General features: G+C 37.0%; 21 protein-coding genes. 7 read left to right on the top strand and 14 right to left on the bottom strand.

Translation table 11 applies throughout. The annotated features are described in order from the left end of the window. Window positions 1–212 precede the first annotated feature (212 nt). The 4 genes from A1704_RS14345 (at window position 213) to A1704_RS14330 (ending at window position 5,019) form a co-directional block, all read left to right on the top strand. The gene (locus A1704_RS14345; RefSeq protein WP_062674495.1) at window positions 213–1,121 is read left to right on the top strand and encodes a DMT family transporter; all 909 of its coding nucleotides are present in this window, start codon (window positions 213–215) and stop codon (window positions 1,119–1,121) included. A 141-nt stretch (window positions 1,122–1,262) separates the two neighbouring features. Continuing rightward, entirely contained in the window at window positions 1,263–1,829 is a 567-nt protein-coding gene (locus A1704_RS14340) for a hypothetical protein (protein WP_062674493.1), read from the top strand. Between the two features lie 6 nt (window positions 1,830–1,835). Beyond that, window positions 1,836–3,959, top strand: coding sequence for a cation:proton antiporter (locus tag A1704_RS14335; protein WP_062674491.1), 2,124 nt, complete (start codon window positions 1,836–1,838; stop codon window positions 3,957–3,959). 247 nt (window positions 3,960–4,206) lie between these two features. Continuing rightward, window positions 4,207–5,019, top strand: a complete 813-nt coding sequence (locus A1704_RS14330) for a hypothetical protein (protein WP_062674489.1) — start codon at window positions 4,207–4,209, stop codon at window positions 5,017–5,019. A gap of 124 nt (window positions 5,020–5,143) precedes the next feature. Here A1704_RS14330 and A1704_RS14325 read toward each other — a convergent pair whose 3' ends face one another. Then, the gene (locus A1704_RS14325) at window positions 5,144–6,256 is read right to left on the bottom strand and encodes a 5-(carboxyamino)imidazole ribonucleotide synthase (RefSeq protein WP_062674487.1); all 1,113 of its coding nucleotides are present in this window, start codon (window positions 6,254–6,256) and stop codon (window positions 5,144–5,146) included. 24 nt (window positions 6,257–6,280) lie between these two features. Beyond that, window positions 6,281–6,844: a DUF1543 domain-containing protein gene (locus A1704_RS14320; RefSeq protein ID WP_228432438.1), complete on the bottom strand. Its 564-nt coding sequence runs from the start codon at window positions 6,842–6,844 to the stop codon at window positions 6,281–6,283. Between the two features lie 85 nt (window positions 6,845–6,929). Here A1704_RS14320 and A1704_RS14315 point away from each other — a divergent pair, with 85 nt between their 5' ends. Together A1704_RS14315 and A1704_RS14310 are read left to right on the top strand one after the other, a co-directional pair. Continuing rightward, window positions 6,930–7,760 (top strand): sulfite exporter TauE/SafE family protein, encoded by an 831-nt coding sequence (locus A1704_RS14315; protein ID WP_062674485.1) that lies wholly within the window; start codon window positions 6,930–6,932, stop codon window positions 7,758–7,760. Continuing rightward, window positions 7,760–8,143 (top strand): DUF1634 domain-containing protein, encoded by a 384-nt coding sequence (locus A1704_RS14310; RefSeq protein WP_034699869.1) that lies wholly within the window; start codon window positions 7,760–7,762, stop codon window positions 8,141–8,143. The genes A1704_RS14315 and A1704_RS14310 overlap by 1 nt, the downstream gene beginning before the upstream one ends. A gap of 3 nt (window positions 8,144–8,146) precedes the next feature. Here the strand turns inward: A1704_RS14310 and gloA2 are convergent, their stop codons facing one another. After that, the gene (gene gloA2 / locus A1704_RS14305; RefSeq protein ID WP_062674483.1) at window positions 8,147–8,524 is read right to left on the bottom strand and encodes an SMU1112c/YaeR family gloxylase I-like metalloprotein; all 378 of its coding nucleotides are present in this window, start codon (window positions 8,522–8,524) and stop codon (window positions 8,147–8,149) included. 33 nt (window positions 8,525–8,557) lie between these two features. Then, window positions 8,558–8,998, bottom strand: a complete 441-nt coding sequence (locus A1704_RS14300; RefSeq protein ID WP_062674481.1) for a nuclear transport factor 2 family protein — start codon at window positions 8,996–8,998, stop codon at window positions 8,558–8,560. A 110-nt stretch (window positions 8,999–9,108) separates the two neighbouring features. Between A1704_RS14300 and A1704_RS14295 the strand changes: the two genes are divergently transcribed. Beyond that, the gene (locus tag A1704_RS14295) at window positions 9,109–10,191 is read left to right on the top strand and encodes an endonuclease/exonuclease/phosphatase family protein (RefSeq protein ID WP_062674479.1); all 1,083 of its coding nucleotides are present in this window, start codon (window positions 9,109–9,111) and stop codon (window positions 10,189–10,191) included. Window positions 10,192–10,234: 43 nt separating this feature from the next. Here A1704_RS14295 and A1704_RS14290 read toward each other — a convergent pair whose 3' ends face one another. The 10 genes from A1704_RS14290 to A1704_RS14245 all read right to left on the bottom strand — a co-directional run bounded on the left by A1704_RS14290 (window position 10,235) and on the right by A1704_RS14245 (window position 20,147). Beyond that, window positions 10,235–11,293, bottom strand: a complete 1,059-nt coding sequence (locus A1704_RS14290; protein ID WP_062674477.1) for a diphosphomevalonate/mevalonate 3,5-bisphosphate decarboxylase family protein — start codon at window positions 11,291–11,293, stop codon at window positions 10,235–10,237. A 126-nt stretch (window positions 11,294–11,419) separates the two neighbouring features. Then, the gene (locus tag A1704_RS14285; RefSeq protein ID WP_062674475.1) at window positions 11,420–13,186 is read right to left on the bottom strand and encodes an AMP-dependent synthetase/ligase; all 1,767 of its coding nucleotides are present in this window, start codon (window positions 13,184–13,186) and stop codon (window positions 11,420–11,422) included. After that, window positions 13,183–14,196: an NAD-dependent epimerase/dehydratase family protein gene (locus tag A1704_RS14280; RefSeq protein ID WP_062674473.1), complete on the bottom strand. Its 1,014-nt coding sequence runs from the start codon at window positions 14,194–14,196 to the stop codon at window positions 13,183–13,185. Before A1704_RS14280 ends, A1704_RS14285 begins: the two co-directional genes overlap by 4 nt. 258 nt (window positions 14,197–14,454) lie before the next feature. Continuing rightward, window positions 14,455–15,459, bottom strand: a complete 1,005-nt coding sequence (locus tag A1704_RS14275) for an MvdD family ATP-grasp ribosomal peptide maturase (protein WP_062674471.1) — start codon at window positions 15,457–15,459, stop codon at window positions 14,455–14,457. Next, entirely contained in the window at window positions 15,422–16,408 is a 987-nt protein-coding gene (locus A1704_RS14270; RefSeq protein WP_062674469.1) for an MvdC family ATP-grasp ribosomal peptide maturase, read from the bottom strand. Before A1704_RS14270 ends, A1704_RS14275 begins: the two co-directional genes overlap by 38 nt. Before the next feature lie 74 nt (window positions 16,409–16,482). Next, complete coding sequence (locus tag A1704_RS14265) at window positions 16,483–16,707, bottom strand: microviridin/marinostatin family tricyclic proteinase inhibitor (protein WP_062674467.1); 225 nt, start codon at window positions 16,705–16,707, stop codon at window positions 16,483–16,485. Between the two features lie 53 nt (window positions 16,708–16,760). Further along, window positions 16,761–17,000, bottom strand: coding sequence for a microviridin/marinostatin family tricyclic proteinase inhibitor (locus A1704_RS14260; protein WP_062674464.1), 240 nt, complete (start codon window positions 16,998–17,000; stop codon window positions 16,761–16,763). Between the two features lie 116 nt (window positions 17,001–17,116). Beyond that, window positions 17,117–17,896: an alpha/beta fold hydrolase gene (locus A1704_RS14255; protein WP_062674461.1), complete on the bottom strand. Its 780-nt coding sequence runs from the start codon at window positions 17,894–17,896 to the stop codon at window positions 17,117–17,119. Between the two features lie 89 nt (window positions 17,897–17,985). Further along, entirely contained in the window at window positions 17,986–18,705 is a 720-nt protein-coding gene (locus tag A1704_RS14250) for a pyridoxine 5'-phosphate synthase (RefSeq protein WP_062674459.1), read from the bottom strand. A 173-nt stretch (window positions 18,706–18,878) separates the two neighbouring features. Next, window positions 18,879–20,147, bottom strand: a complete 1,269-nt coding sequence (locus A1704_RS14245) for a mechanosensitive ion channel family protein (RefSeq protein WP_062674458.1) — start codon at window positions 20,145–20,147, stop codon at window positions 18,879–18,881. Window positions 20,148–20,255 lie beyond the last annotated feature (108 nt).

Raw genomic sequence — 20,255 nt, 5'->3', positions numbered from 1 at the left:
AGAGGAAAGAGTACAAAAAATCCGGGACACGATTTATGATTATAATTCCTAAAATAATTTAATCTTTCAATAGATCTTCCATTTAAAATGTAAAGAATTAATAAAGTTATTTTTGGCTCAAATTTTTCATCTGTACTCCTATAAATTACAGGATCTGTATCCATAAAAATCGCTGGAGAAATAGATATATTTGCTGTTACACCACATTAAAATTGAAAGATTATAAACTTACACTGGCTGTATGTACCGTTGCTATTGTCTGGGGTACTACGTTTTTATCAATAAGGGTTGCGGTAGAAACTATTCCTGCCTGGTTTGTCGCAGGAATACGTCAATTTCTTGCAGCGATTATCATGTTCCTTATTCTTACCTATAGAAAAGAATTCAAATGGATAGGCTGGACAAGCCTGAAATACCAGTTGATCTTCTCTTTATTAATGCTTGTGATTGCAAACGGAATGACTACAGTAGCGGAAGAGGAAGTTACCAGCAGCCTTACTTCACTGATAAGTGCCTGCTCTCCTATCCTGGTATTTTTCGGAAGTATGGCTTTAGGCCTGCAGAAATTCAGCTGGCGGGCTTTTACCGGAGTTATTCTGTGTTTCAGCGGCATTCTTTTTATTTTCTGGGATGGCATTAATGATCTGAAAAACCCGGATTATGCACTGGGAATATTATTTTTATTCATTGCCATTGCGGGATGGGCTTCAGGAACTATTTTCACCAAAAAACTGAACATTCAAAGCGGAAATATCTCACTTAATCTATTTTATCAGTTTGCCTTTGCAGGAATTATCCAGATAATTTTTGCCTTCCTTTTTTCAGAAGACTACAACTTCGGAAACTGGAGTCTGAAAAGTATTTCTGCGATGCTTTATTTATCCTGTTTTGGCTCTGTAGCGGCATTTTTTGCTTTTCATTATGCATTGACCAAAGTTTCTCCGGTTCAGGTATCCATCCTGGCCTATATTAATACGGTAATTTCCATTTTTTTAAGCTGGCTGATTCTTGATGAAAAAATTTCTGCCAAATTCATCATCGCTGCCATACTTATTATTGTTGGGGTCTTTGTGATCAATTACAATCCGGCCATGTTTAAAAAACAAAGAATCGAGTCGTAAATCAGAAAATAATATTCATTATTTCAACCCTAGATCCCGCTGTTTTTTAATGTATTAAATAGAATTAAAAGCAGATCCGTTATATGGGGATTTTCTATTTCCTTCATTTTTTCTTATATTGTATACTCCAACCGATACAATATGCTGAAAAACACATTTTTTTTATTGCTGGCTGCCTCTTTTCTATTGGTAAGCTGTGATTACAAAGAGAAGGAAAAGAACCTGACAGACAGGGAAAAACAACTTTTAGACAAAGAGAAATTATTCGCGAAGAAAGAATCCGAATATCAGTCACTTCTGAAAATGAGAGACAGTATTTTTTCCAAAAAAGATTCTGTAGTAATTGCTGCTGTATGGCCTACGGAAATTTCCGGCCCATGGAATGGTAAAGTAATCTGTACAGAATCCAACTGCAGCGAATATGCTGTAGGCGACCAGCGTACTGACATCTGGGAATTCGATAATGATTCTACCCAGCCCATTACCAAAATCATCAATAACAATAATCTGGTAAGGCTGTATACAGGCAAGTTTGAAAACAATGAAATCAGACTGTCTTTCAAAACCGATTCTACAGCCAAAAAGAATGTAGAAATGAGCGTTCTTCTTAATGATATTTCAGACAACAAGATCAAAGGAACCAGAACCATTACTTCTGATGGCTGTACCGCCAAGTTCTCTGTTGAATTAGTACGTTCCACAAAATAAACACATATGATTTTACTGAGTATACACAACCTGAGTCTTCCCATAGAAGATCCGGTACTGAAATTTCTGTTGGTACTGGTCATCATCCTTGCAGCACCATTGCTGCTTAATAAAATTAAAGTTCCCCACCTTTTGGGACTTATTATTGCCGGAGCGATTATTGGCCCGAACGGATTCAATGTATTGTCCAGAGACAGCAGTATTGTAGTAACCGGAACCACCGGACTTCTTTACATTATGTTTTTGGCCGGGCTTGAGATTGATATGGGCGACTTTAAAAAGAACAAATGGAAAAGTCTCACCTTTGGTATCTATACCTTTACAGTTCCTTTTGTATTAGGATATCTGGGTGGATATTACCTTCTTCACTTTTCAATGCTGACTTCCATTCTGTTTGCCAGTCTTTTTTCATCTCACACGCTTATCGCTTATCCATTGGTGAGTAAGTTGGGAATTGCGAAAAACAAGGCAGTTAATATCACCGTTGGAGGTACAATGATCACAGATATTCTTGCCTTATTGGTACTTGCAGTGATTGTGGGAATGTCTCAAGGTGATGTGGGAACAGAATTCTGGGTTAAATTATCGGTCTCTTTTGTCGTTTTTGCCCTTATTGTACTTATTGTATTCCCTATTATAGGACGATGGTTTTTCAAAAGAGTGGATGATAAAATTTCGCAGTATATTTTTGTACTGGTTATGATTTATCTGGCTGCTATGCTGGCTGAACTGGCTGGTGTAGAAGCTATCATCGGAGCATTCTTTGCCGGACTGGCGTTAAACAGACTTATCCCTCACACTTCTTCTTTGATGAACAGGGTTGAGTTTGTAGGAAATGCCATATTTATCCCGTTCTTTTTGATCAGTGTAGGAATGCTGATTGATTTTAAAGTTTTCTTTAAAAGCTGGGAAACACTTGAAGTTGCCGGAATTATGCTGGTTGCCTCTATCGGAGGGAAATACCTTTCCGCGGTCGCCACTCAGAAAACATTCAGACTAACCAAAGAGGAAGGAAAACTGATCTTCGGATTAAGCTCTGCTTCGGCAGCAGCAACACTGGCTTCCGTAATGGTTGGATATAACATCATCCTTTCTGAAACCGAAACCGGAGAACCTGTAAGATTATTAAACGAACACGTACTGAACGGAAGTATTCTCCTTATCCTGATTTCATGTACCATCTCTTCATTTATTTCCATGGCAAGCGCTCAGAAAATTGCTGAGAGTGATAACGAAGATACTGTTTCCGGAAATACCCATGAAGAAGAAAATATTCTCTTAGCCATCAACCACGAAGCCACTGTTGAGAGAATGGTGAATCTGGGAATTCTGATCAAAGCACATTCGAATACAGAAGATCTTTTTGCTTTGAATGTCATCAACGAAGACAAAAATGAATCTTCGGTAAAGAATGCGGAGAAACTTCTTCACCAGGCAGCAGATGCAGCCGCAGCGGCAGATGTAAAATTGCAGGCTTTAAAAAGATATGACAATGATGTCATCAACGGGGTCAATAATGTGATTAAAGAACAGAAAATTACAGATCTTATCATCGGATTGGAAGACGAAAAAGGATTCTCCCCTTCTTTTGTATATAATCTTTATAACGGTTATCTTCAGAATGATGATGTGAATGTACTGGTTTACCATGCTGCACAACCGCTTTCCACCATTAAGAAATATGCGGTGATGATTCCCGAGAATGCTCATCAGGAAGCGGGATTCTTCCATGCATTGCTGAGGGTATGGAACATTGCCAGAAATTCCGGAGCTACAGTTGTTTTTTATGCTCCTGAAAACATTATTGATATTCTTCAGAAAATCATAAAGAAAGCCAATATAGAAGCTGAATTCATTATCATGAGCACATGGCAGGATGGTGAAAGAACCGCTGCACAGCTGAAAGATGATGAAGCCTTGATTATTCTGATGGCCAAGCGCGGTATGAAGTCATATATTCCAAGAATGAGACTGATTCCGGAACTTCTGAACAGAAATCTGAAAGACAATAATTACCTTCTGATTTTCCCTTTCTCGGAGTATGACAAAAACAGCCCTGAAATACGTTCTGTAGGAAATCACGGGGATTTTGTGGAGATTGGAAATGTGATTCAGAAGATATTTAAATAAAAAGGCTGGAAGAAGGAAGAAGGGTGCGAGAAGTTTCTTCTCTGCGAATAATTAATTTTTCTTTATGATTAAACAATTAAATCTTCAATAGCTTCCGAGCTTTAGCCCGATGTGAACCATAGGAAAAAATTAGCTTTACCGAAACCTAAAATTAAGTTTCGGCTAAAGCCAATTGAGATGATAATTATTTTTAAACGGGCTAAAGCCCGTTCCTATTGAATTTTGTATTTTCGCAAAAAAATAACCTATGAAACAAATTATCGGATTTCTCTTCTTTTTCGTGTCCATCATTCTTTCTGCACAAAACCTTACTCTTTCGGATAAAGAACTGAAACAAAAACTGGATTCTATCAAAACTGAAGGAAATCTACTCTATTCTTACGAAAATGCGTCATGGCATGCAGGAGATCTTGTAGGCAGCAATAAAAGACTTGCTGAAAATACAGGAAGCTATATCACGTACCAGAAAAACGATACCATCAAAACCTCCTTTCTTAATAAAGCAGGTAATATGATTATTGCAGAACTGTCTTTCAAAAATAACCAGACAAAACCTGTCAAAGAAAATTTTAAAGAAAGGGGACTTAATGAAACTGAAAGTATTTTAAAAAATATCCGTTCTGCAATTATTCCACAGTTATCCGATCCAAAGTATTCGGTAACGGTACCACAGGGATATAGTCTTAATATGATTATTATTCCGTTTAATGAAAACTATAAGGTGTATTTGATACCTGGTACTGTCCAGTCTGGTATAATTCCTTTCGGAAATGATTATCTTTTTGTTTCGGATAAAAAAGGGAATATTATTTCCCATAAAAAATTTCACTCAAGACTTATTCCAACCTCTACAGCCTTAGAAAATGGAGGAACGGTAACTATGTCTACCCACAGCCATTTAGTAACCAATCCTTTTATTTCTGCAACGGACATTTGTACGTTTAAACTCTATGCACCGCTTACAACGCTGGAAGAATTTTCTGTTTTATCAACCGCTTTAGGAAGTTATATTAAATACAATTATAAAAAGGATAATATTGAGGTGGTTAAAAATCCTTAATCATGAAAGCATTACATTATCAATAGGATCGGGCTTTAGCCCGTTTCTATTGAATGAGTTCAAAAATAAAAGGGAGCTGTTTTTAAAGTTAAAACAGCTCCCTTTTATCTATCTTAAATCGATATTACTCAGCAATTACTCTTACCATTCCTTTTACCTGTACAAGCTTTTCCATAAGCTCTTCTCTGGAATCTGCAAGAACGTTGATATGTCCCATTTTTCTTCCCGGCTTGGTTTCAGTTTTTCCGTATAAGTGGATGTATGTTTCGGGAAGCTTAAGAACATCTTCCATTCCTTCATAGACTACTTTTCCGGAATATCCTTCTGCTCCTACAAGATTCAGCATTCCGCTGTAAGTGATGGCGTCAGTATCCGCTAATGGTAAATTTTTAACCACGCGGTACATTTGCTCAAATTGGGAATTAGTATTTCCTTCCTGACTCTGATGGCCTGAATTGTGAAGCCTTGGAGCAGTTTCATTTACCCATACTTTTCCTTCTTTATCAAGGAATAATTCGATGGCAAACAACCCCGGAGAGTTCACTGCAGCCAGAAATTTTTCAGTAATGGAATCAATCTGGTTCTGAACATCTTCCGTCAGCAGAACCGGACATACATTGAAATCCAATAGATTCAGTTTTGGATCGGCAACCATTTCCGTTACCGGGAAAATATTGGTTTCTCCTTTTTCGTTTCTTGCTACAATGACAGAAAGTTCTTTTTCAATATCAACAAGACTTTCAATGACAGAAGGTTCAGTCCATAGTTGCTGATAGTCTTCTTCCGTTTTGATCACCTGTACTCCTTTTCCATCATAGCCTCCGATATTCATCTTCTGAACAAACGGCAATGGCATGATGATTTTCTCATCACTGTTCCATACCACCTGAAATTCCGGGCTTGGAATATCATGAGCTTTATAAAATTCTTTCTGAAGGATTTTTTGCTGAATTGTTTTGATGATATTGGCATTAGGAACCACTTTTATTCCCTGCTTTTCAAGTTCTGCCAGTGCATCAGCATTTACGTGTTCTATTTCAATGGTTACAACATCTTTATCTTTTCCGAAATTCAAAACTGTTTCATAGTCATTGAAATTTCCCTGTGTAAAATACGAGATATTATGACATGGTGCATCAGAGGCCGGATCCAGAGTATAAAACTCATCATCATACTTCAGTGCACTTTGTATCAACATTCTTCCCAGCTGTCCGCCTCCCAGAATTCCTATTTTCATTTTTTATTTTTATTAGATTTACTCTTATTGAATTTTATCAATTTTTAAATAGCCTAACCCCATTGGGTTCTCCTGATTTTCTTCATCAGACTTTTGAAGAATGATAGCATATTTTTCTTTCATATACGCAGGAAGAATATCGCTCACATTGAAAATATCATCAATATCCACTCCATGCTTATCATCAATATGGCTTACTGCACCTTCAAATCCCATGGTCTGATAGAATTCGGTAGCTTTTGCTCTTTTCACAATCTCTCCCATAGACTGTCCTACCATTAAGTGCTGCTCATGAAATTCTTCAAAGAAACCTGGCTTATAACCTCCCAGATTCAGAAAAAACAACTGGTTTTCTGATGTCTTCTCTCCCTTTTCTACAATTTTCACCTTGTAACCGTCTGCAAATTTCACTTCCTGGTAACAATCCAGGTGAATTTTTCCTTCTGCTTCCTTCCAAAATTCTTTCATATCAGGAATCAGATCTTTCAGATTCTCCGCAATTCCGAAGAAAACATCGTGCTGCTCTATATTTCTGCCTTTGGGTGTTGCCCCGAGGATGACATAAAATAATTTCAATTCATTTTTCATGCATACAAAAATACGTTAAATTTATCTTTTTCAAATGTTTGGCAGACTACTACAATAATTTTATATTTGTAACATTATTTGTAGTATGTCAGAAATCATCATACTCTTCCTTGGCGCAATTTCCGCGGGTCTTTTAGGTTCACTTACGGGTTTAGGAGGGGGAGTTATCATCATTCCTTTATTAACGCTGGGTTTTGGCGTTCCAATGCATTATGCTATCGGTGCTTCACTCATCTCTGTGATCGGAACCTCTTCCGGTGCGGCTGTAGCTTTCGTAAAAGAAGGTTTTACCAATATGAGAATCGGGATGTTTCTCGAAATAGCAACCACCGCAGGCGCTATTATTGGAGCCCTTGTTTCAGGAATGCTTAACCCAAATACAATCGGAATTATTTTCGCAAGTATCCTTCTTTTAACCGTTATTTTAAATCTTAAGGGAAAACCGGATCACCAGGAACCTTTGGTGAAAGGAAGTCTTGAAGAGAAACTGAAACTGTACGGAACATTCCCTGATAAAGGTATTTTGAAAAGCTATTCTGCGAGAAATACAGTTCCCGGATTTTTGATGATGATGTTTGCAGGGGCCATGTCCGGGCTTTTAGGAATAGGTTCCGGTGCATTGAAAGTATTGGCGATGGACAATATGATGAAGCTTCCTTTCAAAGTATCTACCACTACCAGTAATTTCATGATCGGAGTAACGGCAGTGGCCAGTGCCCTGATCTATTTCCAGAGAGGTGAAATTATTCCTGTGATTGTAGCTCCTGTACTGATCGGAGTTGTGATCGGAAGTTTTATCGGTTCAAAAACACTGATGGTATCGAAGACCAAAAAATTAAAAGTATTTTTTGCCATTGTGATTACCATTCTTTCCATTTACATGATGTATAACGGTATCAACAAAAGCTTCAGATAATGAAAAAGAATTTTACAGATGTAGATCTGAACCGTTCGGTAGGAAATCTTCTGAGACTGGGTGTTATTCTGTCTGTTGCTACGTCATTGATCGGTTTTATCAAGTTATTTTTTGAAGGCTTTAAAATGCCCGAAAAATATACCAGCCTTGTCGTAGGTACTTCTTCTGAAAAGGTCTGGGGACATTTCTGGGACTCTCTATGTAAAGGAGAAGGTACAGCTATTATTCAGCTGGGTATTCTTTTGCTGATCTTCACTCCTCTTATGAGAATCGTTTTCGCTTTAATAGGTTATTTAAAAGAAAAAGACTACGTATATGTAGTCATTTCTTCTATTGTTTTAGCCATTATGGCGGTGAGTTTCTTTGCAGGTTACGCGCACTAATTTTTACATTTCATAAAACTCTAACGGCAGCTGGTCGGGATCCTGGGTAAAGAAAAATTCTTTTCCTGTGAATTCGTCTATGCGAATTTCTTCACAGTTTAATCCTTTTCTGATCAGTTCATTCCTCTTTTCCGTAACATTTTCTACCGAGAAAGCAAGATGCCTTAAACCACATGCTTCGGGACGTGACGGACGTTGGGGAGGATCGGGAAAGGAAAACAGTTCGATCACATAGTGGTCTCCTATAGCAAGATCAAGTTTATAAGACTGTCTTTCTTCGCGGTATACTTCACGGATGATATTCAGATCTAAAATTTCCGTATAAAACTTCTTTGAAACGGCATAATCTGAACAGATGATGGCAATATGGTGAATCTTCATTTTTATTTTAACCTGATTTTCAATTGAACTTTATTATTGTATTTCTTTACAGTTATCCTTTCTTCTCGTATCAATAATATACTGAATCTTCCATTCATTATTCTGTTTTACCAGCTGAAAACTGTTAGCCCCGCAGTGTGATAATTTTCCTTTTAAATAAAAAGAATACGGGGTAAAAACAGTTGCCAGATTGCCATCTGTATGAATGGCTTCTACTATAATTCTTTCATCCAGATCTCCTTTTGTAAATTTGGAAACCGAAGCAATGAAATCCGAAATACCATCACTTTTTACAGTACCGTCCTTGGTGATGGTTTGAAGTACTGCACTCTCTGCAAAAGCGGATTTTACCAACTCAGGATCTGCATTTTTCATACCAAGAAACAGGTTTCGGATAGGTTTTTCAATATCTGTATTCTGCTGGCCTAAGCATGAAATACTGATCAGAACAAGAAATGCCATTATTTTATTCATAGTATAGATTTAGATAATTAAAAATAGATAAAATAAAATTTAAATTGATTAATAAATTTTAAAATTCATTTTCCTTAAATTGTGGTCAAAATTATTTCAGAGCTTTTTATATGTGGATTATTTACCTGACTCTGGCCATAGTTCTTCTGGTCATGACAATACTGCCGAAAATTCAGCATTCCCACTGGATATTCAGAGTTCCTGAATTTGCCAAAATACAGGTCACCTACCTTATATTATGTACTTTTTTATTAGGCTTTTTCACAGATTCTACAGAATATTTCTGGTATTATCAGGGGCTTCTGCTGGTTATGTTTATTCATCACGGCCAAACACTGATCAGATACACCCATTTCTATCCTGTAAAAAAACACAGACAGCGTCACAGATCTTCTGATAAACTACATTTTATTTCTGCCAATGTATATCAGTTTAATAAAGAGTATGAGAAATTCATAGGGCTTGTTAAAAAACATAACCCTGATTTTTTCATGACCATGGAAAGCAACAGTGACTGGGAGAAAGCAATGAGACCTCTGGAAAAAGAATATTCCTACCAACACAAAGTAACTCTTGAAAATACCTATGGAATGCATTTTTATTCAAAAGTTGAGATTAAGGAAGCGAAAACCCATTATTTCGTTGCTGATGACATCCCGAGCATTGAGATCCATATGAAAACCGCTGATGGCTTTTCTTTTGTTTTCTTTGGGGTTCACCCGCCGCCGCCAAGTCCTACGGAAGAAGAAACATCAAAGGAAAGGGATGGCGATCTTTTAAGTACTGCCAAGCGCGTAAAAGACATCCAAAAACCGGTTATCGTGGTGGGAGACTTCAATAATGTGGCCTGGTCACGGTCATCTGTTCTTTTCAGAAAAACAAGTCATCTGATAGATCCGAGAATCGGATACTCTTTCGTTTCTACCTTTCATGCGAAATACCGTCTTTTAAGGTTTCCTATCGATCTGATGTTTCACAGTGAAGATATTTTTATTAAACAGCTGAAGACCTTGGAAAATTTTGGTTCAGACCACCTTCCGGTATACTGCGAGTTTTTCATAGATCATCACAACGATGAACAGGAAGAACTGATAGAAACAGCAACTGCTGAAGAGAAAGCTGAGGCTGAAATCATGATAGAGGAAGGAAAGAAAGAAGATGGAGAACGCGAAGCTGTTGTTACTGAAGATTAATAAAAAAAGTGGGCTTTAGCCCACTCCTATTGATTTTTTTAATTTAAAATTTCATCACATCTTTCACTACTCCATTCTTTTGAGTATGTTGTAATAATTCAGCTTCAATGAAGGTTTTAATCTGTTCTTCAGATCCGTTACTAGGGAACAGAAGGTGAACATTCGCTCCGGCATCCAGTGTAAAGAATAATGGAAGTCCTGTTTCTCTTCTGAAATCCCAGATTTTGTTGATGACTTCCAAAGTTCCTGTTTTCATCAGGATAAAAGCAGGATCACTCATCATCATCATGGCATGCAGGGTAAGTGCTTCATGTTCTACCAATTTGATAAAGCTTTCCATATCTCCTTTTTTCAGGATGTCTTTCATGGGAATAAAATTTTCCCTTGCTTCCTGAAATCTTCTTTCTGCATAAGGATTCGTCTTCATCAGACCATGACCTACTGTTGAAGAAACACTTTTCTGCCCTTCATGGATTAACAGAACCCAATCATTAAAATTCTTGAATACTTCATGAATTTCAGCATCAGGATACTGTACTCCGAACAAATCTGAACTTCCTTCTACCTCATCGGTTTCACCCCACACCACAAGTCCGTTATACAAGCTCCGGCATGCGCTTCCACTTCCCAATCTTGCCAGGAATGAAGCTTTTCTCAAAGATTCTTCCTCAGAAGTTTTTCCTGTAAATGAAGCATCCAGCGCCATCAGACATTTTGCAATCGCTCCAAATCCTGAAGCAGAACTTGCAATCCCGGAACTATGCGGGAATGTATTCTCTGTTCTGATGATATATTTTCCTTTCAGAATCCATGGAAGATACTGTTCTATATTTCTGAAATATTTTTCAATTTTTTCGGCAAACTTCACTTCTTCATTTCCAGCCAGAAAAGTCTGTACTGAAAAAGGCTCATTCGCAGTAAATTCCATTGAAGTATTGGTCTTACAATGGTTTAACGTGTAGCTGATGCTTGGGTTAGCAGGAATCTGATCAGCATATTTTCCCCAATATTTAATCAGGGCAATATTAGACGGACAGCTTTCCGAAACCGTTTGGGTATGAATGGTGAAATTTTCTTTTCCTATAAAATCCTGTGTTGTCATAGTTTACTTTAAGTCGTTATTTTGAATCACCCCAACAAAAATTCTTTGAATTTTTGCCACCCCTCTAAAAGAGGGGAATTTTCACGTCTTCAGTTGTAATTGATGTGAAAAAGGAGATTAAAATTTTTAATACATCTTCTCTATAATATCCGCATATTTTTTGATCACCACATTTCTTTTGACTTTCAGAGTGGGAGTAATTTCTCCTGTGTTGATGTCAAATTCAGCCGGCATTAGCGTGAATTTCTTCACTTTTTCATAATCTGCCAGGTGGCTCTGTAATTCTCTGATTTTTTCTTTGTAAAGATCGATTACTTTCTCATTTTTTACAGCGTCTTCCCATTTGGTAAAAGGAATATTATTTTTCTTAATATAATCCTGTAAAAATTCGAAATTAGGAACAATCAGTGCTGAAACAAACTGTCTTCCTTCCGCAATCAGCATAATCTGCTGGATAAAATTATTATTGGTCAGAAGGTTTTCAATCTGTTGCGGAGCAATATATTTTCCGTTGGAAGTTTTCATCAGGTCTTTAATTCTGTCTGTGATGATCAGGTTTCCTTTCTCATCAAACTTTCCTGCATCGCCGGTTTTGAACCATCCGTCTTCTGTGAATACTTTCTGAGTTTCTTCAGGTTTCTTGTAGTATCCTTTCATGATTCCGTTTCCTCTGGCCTGGATCTCATCATTTTCACCGATACGCATTTCTACTCCAGGAAGAGGCTTTCCACTGGTTCCATGCTCAAAGTGAGTTAAAGGAAAAAGGGTCAATGTTGCAGTAGTTTCCGTTAATCCGTATCCAACAGTTACGTGAATGCCCACCGATTCAAAGAAACGGGTAACTTCGGGTGATAATGAAGCTCCACCGCAAGGTAAAAACCATAATCTCCCTCCCATTTTATTTTTAATTTTACTGAAAACCAACATATCAGCTACAGATTCTTTGAATTTTAATCCAAAAGGAACCGGTCTTTCATTTCTTCTTAATTCTGCGGTTTCCCATCCGGTTTTAAGCGCCCAGTCAAAGATTTTCTTTTTCAGAGCTGAACCTTCTTCCGCTTTTTCAAGAACTCCGGCATATACTTTCTGGAAAAATCTTGGTACTGCACACATGGCGGTAGGTTTTACTTCTTCCAGTGCTTTGGCAACATTTTTCGGATCTTCAAGGAAATACACACGGGCACCACCGTATAAACAAAGTAAGCTCCAGCTTCTCTCAAAAACATGGCTTAAAGGTAAGAATGCCAGTGAAAGTTCTTCTTCAAAGTTTTTAAACTTAAAAAATTCAAAATGAGAATCGAATGCCTTGATGAAATTTCCATGGGTAAGCATTACTCCTTTTGGAATTCCGGTGGTTCCGGAAGTATAGATCAATGTGGCCGTATCATCATTTTCTTTCTTACAGATCTCCAGCTCCGGCGAAGCTTTTGCGATAAAATCTTCAAGATAAAAACTATTGAACTCTTTCTTAATCCACACTGCTTTTTTAGAAACAATAATGGTTTCAAGACTGTTTTCTTCTTTATGTAAAAACTCAAGGCAGGCATCGTACTGCATCTGGTTTCCTACCAAAACGGCTTTAGCACCGGAATCGCTGATGATATGTTCTGCCTGTTCAGCATTATTCGTGGAATAAACAGGTACTGTGACAGCACCGATAGCCAGAGAAGCCAAATCCATAATCATCCATTCTGATGAATTGTCTGAATAAATCGCCACTCTGTCATTCTCCTGAACACCGGATTCTTTTAAAGCATTGGCTGTTTTAAAAATAATTTCACTGAATTTTTTCCAGCTCAGCTCTTTCCAGGCATCTTTCTTTTTAAATCCGATGGCCGCTTTTATAGGATGTTTTTCTACATTTTTAAGGATAATTGCCTCTGCAAGATTCATTTCTTCAGCTTTTTGTCGTTAATATAATTATTCAGGTGAAAGTCTATACTTTCTTTTACGGGAATAAACTGATAGTTCAGTTTTTCTTTGACTTTGTGATTGGAAATGGTGTTGAATGAAGAGATGGCCTCAATATTTGATTTGGTCACCATCCTTAGTTTGGGAATCAGCCATCCGAAAAGGGTGTTGGCTATTCTTCCTATATTCAGCTGGGTTTGGGTAAGAATTTTTGCTTCTTTAAGCCCCAGACGTGATCTTACCTGTTTGGCAAGTTCAGCATATCTGTTGTTTTCAGCGACAATAATAAAACGTTCTCCGAAAAGGTTATTTTCCATTAATCCTATAGCCGTATTGGCTACGTCCCTTACGTCAACATACGCAGAACCTCCTGAAAAGGTAAAGCTATTGTCTTCAAAGGTTGAGAAAAGCTCACCGCTGCTTTGGTTCCAGTTTCCGCTTCCTACGATCATGCCGGGATTAATGATCACCACATTCAGTCCTTCTGCTGACGCTCTCCATGCCTCCATTTCGGATAAATGCTTAGAGATGGCGTAGGCAGAATGTTCCAGTTTTGGATTAAAGTCAGAATCTTCGTCCAGTTCTCCTTTTTCATTAAAGTTATCAAGAACGGCAACAGAACTTACGTGGAGAAATTTTTTAACCTCCGATCCTTCACAGGCAAACAATAGATTTTCTGTACCCTTGATATTGGTATGGTACATTTCTTTTTCATCTTTCGGATGAAAACTTACTTTGGCAGCACAGTGATACACCTCATCTACGCCTTGCAGTGCAGTTTTTAAAGAATCGAGATCATCAAAATCTACGTTTACCCATTCAATTTTATTGAAAAAATCGTCAGGATTCTCCGTATAAAAGCTGTATGAATGCTTTACTTCGTTTAAATTGCTGCCCGGCCGTTTGGAAGCACGTACACTTTTCCCTCTTTTAAGAAGTTCCAGTACAATTATTCTTCCCAGAATTCCGGTAGCACCCGTTACAAAAATCATTAATTATTTTACTTGATTGCTGACTAAAATATAACAATATTTTCTATCCGGCAATGCTTCCGGATCGGTAAAAATTATTTGGAAAAACCGTTTTTGCAAATTTGCGATTTTTAAAGCATAATTCAACTTAATTTAACCAATATTATCATTCTGAATACAACAAACTGAAAAATTATAACTCTATCAGATTATCCAACATAAAAGTCCTGAAAGAATTGACACCTTTCAGGACTTTTTATATTTAAAATTCTTTATTGCTTACGCCATTACCTCATTATTTCTTCTTGGCGCTTTGTCGCAGAGAACATCTGCAATGCTTTTGGAAATAAGGTTTCCATCTGTAAGATTATCCAGCCAGAAGAATTCTCCCGCAGCATTAATTTCGATGAAATAATAATCGTCTTCAGGAGAAACAATCATGTCTATTGCTCCGTAATCTACATTGTAAATATCCAGCAGTTCAAGCAGTTTTGCTTCCACATCTGTCGGAAGTTCTGTTCTGTTCCATTTATCAATCAGATTAACTCCGTCTTTTCTCCAGTCTATTTTGGCATCTTCAGACTGCTGGGAATCTATTTCGAATGCATACACATCTCTTCCCACAATGGTAATACGAAGTTCTTTTTTCTTCTGAATCATCTGCTGAAACTGCATTGGGCAATACAATAATGAATCCAGCTCTTCCAGTTTATCTTCGCCCACAACGTTCGTAAACACTACATTTTCTACTCCATCTTCATAAATGGCAAAACCGGTTTGCATTTTAGCCACCACATTTTGATGCTTTATAATAAATTTCCTTGCCTCATCAGGATTGTTGGTAAGACATGTTGCAGGAATGGTCATCCCTAATTTATCTGCAATTTTCAATTGTTCTTCCTTGCTGTCTAATCTTCTGTAAACACTTGGTTTTCCTAAAGAATAAGCATCCACAGATTCAAAGAAACCAAAAAGAGTATTTCTGATCTCTCCCATAGCTGCACCGTAAAATTTTGAGTCCATTTCTTCTTTTAATCCTTTTCCGATATTGTAGGCTCTTCTGTACCAGATAGCTGAAATATCGTCCAAACGATGTTTTGCCTCAGGCGTTTCCAGATAGCTTACCCATTCTCCATCCTGGAAAATAGTGGACAGTTTGTTTTGTAATGGATAAACGTCTACATCAAAGCGAATGACTTCATAATTATTTTTTTCAATGTATTCTGTTACTTTTTCAATGGAAAAGTTATCTGCGGTATGGGTAATTATTAAAATTTGATTCATAGAAATTAATTCTTTTGATAAGGTTGTCGGCAATTCTTTCTGCGATGGGAAATCCCAGCTCTTTCTGAAGCATTCCCCATTCTCCCTGAGGATTGACTTCAAGGAAGTAATACGCACCGTCTCTTCCTTTGATCATATCAATCGCTCCTATATAAAGTCCCATTTCTTTCATCATGGAAGTGAGATTGGCTTTAATGGTATCAGGTAATTCGTATTCTTCCCAGAAATATCCTTCACGGGCAACTCTCCAGTCTGCATTTTCACTGTTATTGATTTTTCCTGTAAAAAACTCACTGTCTACATACACGATTCGTAATTCATATTCTTTATCAATATAGGGTTGAAAAATCATCGGACAGTATGAAATATCTGAAAGGTGTTCCAGAGACTCGTCCTCAATAATGGTAGTGGAAATCATATTTTCCCCTGACATTGTTTTTGCGGTAACTCCGTGAAGCTTCGCTATGGCTTTTCCCTGGCAGTATTGATAGAAAAATGTCGTTATTTTTTCTTCATCATTGGAAAAAATGGTTTTGGGAATGGTTAAGTTATTTCTTTGTGCTATTTTCAGCTGCAATATCTTATTTCCATCTATTTTTTTTTCATTTTCATAAGGGTTGATCCAGGGAATATGTTCTAAAGCAGTCATCAGGTTATACCTAAGGCTGCCATATTCGTTGAGAAAGATTTTTTCATAATCCTGATCAAGCTCTTCGGGAGCGCTGATTCTCCAGGCTTTTCTGTGCCATACGCCTTTTATAGTGTCAGAATGGATGGTATTTCCTGATTCGTCAGTCAATTCAAATGAATCCTCATGAATACTGATTTTCTGAAGGTGGTTCAGGCGGTCAGAATTCAGTCTAAAATAAGGAATATTTTTGGAAGCCAGGTATTCGAAAAAGAGATCAATATTATAAAAATCCTGTGAATGGGTGATGCAGAGAATCATTTGCCGGTTTTATTAAAAAGGGAAACTTATTATTTAAGTTTCCCCTACTATTTTATTTAATATTCTTTCTGATCTTACAGTGGAAGAGTGATTGTATCATCATCACCGTCAGAAGGATATTTCAGCGTGTGCATCATATCGTCTTTTGGAGAAGTTACAGTATCTATTGCTGGCTTTGTGATCAAATCTCTTTCAGCAAGGGTGATATCACTTCCTCCTTTTACCGTTTCCGGATCTTTTACCTGTTTTTCCAAGAATGATGCGAAAAACGGCTTCTTCTTTGAGTTGTTGCTTTTCATAATGTTTTAGTTTTGGTTTGATATATAATTGAGCTTAAGCTTTAGTATATTTCTTATGCTTCTAAAACATCCTCATCACCGTCAGAAGGATATTTCATTGTTACATTGTCATTGTCAGGCTTTGTAACACTGTCTTCAAGTGCTGTAGTCGTGATATGATCTTTGATTACTGATGTAATCTGATCAGCAAGTACAGAAGTAATACCTCCTCCTTTTACTGTTTCAGGGTCTTTAACTTGTTTTTCTAAGAATGACGCAAAAAATGGCTTCTTTTTTGAATTTTTGTTTTCCATAAGTTAATATTTTTATTGTTTTTTGAAAATCCAAAGTACAAAAATTTCAACTCATGGAGAAATAATATATGTTTTTAATAAAATTTTAACACAATATTGAAAATCAAAGTATAAAATTAATTTAAACCAAGAAACTCCTTAACAACATTTGCAAAATCAACAGGATTTTCCGCTTGTACCCAATGTCCTGCATTCTTCACCGTCACTATTTTAGCTTTAGGGAATTGCTGCTTGATTCCGAATTCGTCCTGTGGCAGGATATAATTGGATTTTGCCCCTGCTATAAACAAAGTTTCTCCTTCAAAAACCCCAAATTTAATTGCATTGGAAACAAATTCAGTATATTTTTCAGATAATGTCTTAAGATTGAATCTCCAGCCCAGTTTTTTATTATCATCCCAATAAAGGTTTTTCGTCAGAAACTGTACAGTAGATCTTTCCGGAATATATTGATTCAGGACAGCTTCCACTTCATTTCTTGAAGTTACCGTATTGAAATCAACGGTTTCCAGTGCTTTGATAATTCCCTGATGATGCGGTGGATATGCTTTAGGTGAAATATCTACAACAATCAGTTTTTCAACACGTTCAGGGTATTTTATGGCAAACTGCATCACCGCTTTTCCTCCCAGAGAATGCCCTAAAACATGAGCTTTTTGAATTCTATAATGATCCATATAACGGGCAATATCATCTGCAAGGTCATCATGAGACATGCTGTCTGAATGAAAGCTTCTCCCATGGTTTCTAAGATCGATCAGGTGGACCGGAAGATATTCTCCCAGATCCTTTCCGAAGCTTCCCCAGTTGTCAAGCATTCCGAATAATCCGTGAAATACAAGAAGCGGCGTATTGGTCACATTTTCGCCGAATATTTTTGAGTTTAAAATTTCCATATTTTAGAAGTTAGATGTGAGAAATCAGAAGTTAGAAATCAAAAGAAAGTTGTACTAACTTCTAATTTCTAACTTCTGGTTTCTTATATTTACCATTTTGCAAGTCTCTTCAGATAAGCCTGAACTGTATTTTCCAATCCCATATAAAGAGCTTCTGAAACCAAAGCATGTCCGATAGATACTTCCAACAGATTCGGAATGGTATCTGCAAAATATTTCAGATTTTCTAAGCTCAAATCATGACCTGCATTGATTCCCAATCCGAAATTGGTAGCTTCAACCGCAGTATCATAATAAGGTTTTATGGCTTGTTCTTTATTAATAAGATAATTTTTTGCGTAAGCTTCTGTGTACAGCTCAATTCTATCTGCTCCTGTTTTTGCTGCATATTCTACAAGTTCCGGTAAAGGATCCAGGAAAACAGAAGTACGGATTCCAGCTTTTTTAAATTCTGCAATAATCTCTGTAAGGTAATCAAGATGTTTTTTTGTATCCCAGCCTGCATTGGAGGTAATGGCATCATCAGCATCCGGCACCAGCGTTACCTGCTCAGGTTTTACTTCCAATACCATATCAATAAAATCCTGATGAGGATTTCCTTCAATATTAAACTCAGTCGTAACCAACGGCTTCAGATCATAGACATCTTTTCTTGTGATATGCCTTTCATCAGGTCTTGGATGGATGGTAATTCCCTGCCCGCCAAATTCCTGAATTTTTACAGCAGCTTCTGTAACACTTGGGGTCTCACCTCCTCTTGCATTTCTTAACGTCGCAATTTTATTAATGTTTACGCTTAGTTTTGTCATTTTATTTTAGATGTTAGATATGAGATGTGAGAAGTTAGAGGCTTGGGGCTGGAGGCAAATCCAGGCATTGTACTTCTATTGGTGCTTCCACATTCATGATCATTTAAAAGTTTAATTTAAAGTTTTTTTGAAAAGGCTGAAACTTACAGTTTCCCTTCTCTGTTTTCCAGCTGTTACACTTTCACGCTTACCTGCATTACCTGAAGTTCAAATTCTTTTGAAGCTACTAATAAATGGTCAAAAATATCTGCCTGTATCTGCTCAAAACGTTCCCATTTGGAATCACTGGCAAAACAATATACTTCAAGGGGTAATCCTTGTGGGGTAATCTCCAGCTGACGAACCATTCTGGTTCCGTTTTTATCTATATCGGGATCATTTTCAATATATTTCTGTGCATAATATCTGAAAACACCAATATTGGTAAGCTGTCTTCCATTCACAATTTTATCTTTATGTTCCAAGCTTTCCTTTTCTTTTTTGATCTCTGAAGTTCTTTCTTCCAGATAATCCGAAATCAGGTTAATTTCCTTTAAACGCTCCACATCTTCATCAGTAAGAAACTTGAAAGAATTAATGTTAAAGTAAATTGATTTTTTTATTCTTCGGGTGTTTGACTCAGACATCACCTGCATATTCTTGATCTCGGTGGTCATCAGATCATAAGTGGGAATCGTTGAAACTGTTTTATCAAAATTGGTAATTTTGGTGGTTAAAAGGTTGATCTCTGTAATATTACCTTCGATGCTGTATTTGGGAATACTTACCCAATCCCCTACTTTCAGATTTTTGGAGGTTGCCACGTGAAGACCTGTTACAAACCCCAGGATAGTATCTCTGAAAACCAATACCAGAACAGCTGTAATAGCTCCCAGACTTCCTACAATTGTTGTTCCTTTGATTCCGAAAATCACACAAAGGCCTACTACAGTAAATATAAAAAGTCCTAAAATTTTTACAGTTTCTGAAATGGCATTGAGTGCCATTATTTTATAGAAATCCTGTTTGATACTAAAATAGTTTCTGAAAGCTGTCAGCGATCTGTAGAGCATTCCTGCTAATATCAATACTAATCCCAGATTGATACATCTTATGATAAAAATGGTGGTCTTCGGCAGTGCATTTTCCGGAAATATGGAACCCTGAATACCGTCCACAACAATCAAAGCTGCAAAATGCGCTACAGAATTGGTGATTTTCGACTGATAAATAGATTTTAAAATGGGAAACTTCTGTTCATTATGAAATAACCTGAATACAGAATTGATAATGAACTTAAAAACAAAATCAGTAATAAAAAACAGGACAAGAAGTAAACTCAGTTTTACAATAATATGAAAAACCCAATCCAGCCCGGAGGGTGATATCTGGGTAATATAAATGTAAAGCCGTTCGCTCAGCTCCTGTATAAAGTTTTTGGTTTCTTGTAACTGGTCATTCATTACAGCAAATTTATGAAATTAAGAATCATCATTTTACTATTCATAATCAATTTTCATCCCAAAAAGTATTATCCGGAAATTTGATATAAAAAAATCCGTGAACTCAGC

The sequence above is a fragment of the Chryseobacterium cucumeris genome, assembly GCF_001593385.1.
GTDB lineage: Bacteria > Bacteroidota > Bacteroidia > Flavobacteriales > Weeksellaceae > Chryseobacterium > Chryseobacterium cucumeris.
This window is presented reverse-complemented; position numbering and strand designations above follow the sequence as displayed.

What these genes read in the sequence shown, in the direction of transcription:
- A1704_RS14245 (WP_062674458.1), bottom strand. Translation starts at nt 20,147, where the DNA reads ATGAATGACCAGTTACAAGAAACCAAAAACTTTATACAGGAGCTGAGC.
- A1704_RS14320 (WP_228432438.1), bottom strand. Translation starts at nt 6,844, where the DNA reads ATGAAAAATGAATTGAAATTATTTTATGTCATCCTCGGGGCAACACCC.
- A1704_RS14260 (WP_062674464.1), bottom strand. Translation starts at nt 17,000, where the DNA reads ATGGAAAACAAAAATTCAAAAAAGAAGCCATTTTTTGCGTCATTCTTA.
- A1704_RS14335 (WP_062674491.1), top strand. Translation starts at nt 1,836, where the DNA reads ATGATTTTACTGAGTATACACAACCTGAGTCTTCCCATAGAAGATCCG.
- A1704_RS14290 (WP_062674477.1), bottom strand. Translation starts at nt 11,293, where the DNA reads ATGACAACACAGGATTTTATAGGAAAAGAAAATTTCACCATTCATACC.
- A1704_RS14340 (WP_062674493.1), top strand. Translation starts at nt 1,263, where the DNA reads ATGCTGAAAAACACATTTTTTTTATTGCTGGCTGCCTCTTTTCTATTG.
- A1704_RS14310 (WP_034699869.1), top strand. Translation starts at nt 7,760, where the DNA reads ATGAAAAAGAATTTTACAGATGTAGATCTGAACCGTTCGGTAGGAAAT.
- A1704_RS14330 (WP_062674489.1), top strand. Translation starts at nt 4,207, where the DNA reads ATGAAACAAATTATCGGATTTCTCTTCTTTTTCGTGTCCATCATTCTT.
- A1704_RS14255 (WP_062674461.1), bottom strand. Translation starts at nt 17,896, where the DNA reads ATGGAAATTTTAAACTCAAAAATATTCGGCGAAAATGTGACCAATACG.
- A1704_RS14300 (WP_062674481.1), bottom strand. Translation starts at nt 8,998, where the DNA reads ATGAATAAAATAATGGCATTTCTTGTTCTGATCAGTATTTCATGCTTA.
- A1704_RS14325 (WP_062674487.1), bottom strand. Translation starts at nt 6,256, where the DNA reads ATGAAAATAGGAATTCTGGGAGGCGGACAGCTGGGAAGAATGTTGATA.
- A1704_RS14280 (WP_062674473.1), bottom strand. Translation starts at nt 14,196, where the DNA reads ATGATTTTTGTAACGGGTGCTACCGGAATTCTGGGAAGAATAATTGTA.
- A1704_RS14295 (WP_062674479.1), top strand. Translation starts at nt 9,109, where the DNA reads ATGTGGATTATTTACCTGACTCTGGCCATAGTTCTTCTGGTCATGACA.
- gloA2 (WP_062674483.1), bottom strand. Translation starts at nt 8,524, where the DNA reads ATGAAGATTCACCATATTGCCATCATCTGTTCAGATTATGCCGTTTCA.
- A1704_RS14250 (WP_062674459.1), bottom strand. Translation starts at nt 18,705, where the DNA reads ATGACAAAACTAAGCGTAAACATTAATAAAATTGCGACGTTAAGAAAT.
- A1704_RS14270 (WP_062674469.1), bottom strand. Translation starts at nt 16,408, where the DNA reads ATGATTCTCTGCATCACCCATTCACAGGATTTTTATAATATTGATCTC.
- A1704_RS14315 (WP_062674485.1), top strand. Translation starts at nt 6,930, where the DNA reads ATGTCAGAAATCATCATACTCTTCCTTGGCGCAATTTCCGCGGGTCTT.
- A1704_RS14265 (WP_062674467.1), bottom strand. Translation starts at nt 16,707, where the DNA reads ATGAAAAGCAACAACTCAAAGAAGAAGCCGTTTTTCGCATCATTCTTG.
- A1704_RS14285 (WP_062674475.1), bottom strand. Translation starts at nt 13,186, where the DNA reads ATGAATCTTGCAGAGGCAATTATCCTTAAAAATGTAGAAAAACATCCT.
- A1704_RS14275 (WP_062674471.1), bottom strand. Translation starts at nt 15,459, where the DNA reads ATGAATCAAATTTTAATAATTACCCATACCGCAGATAACTTTTCCATT.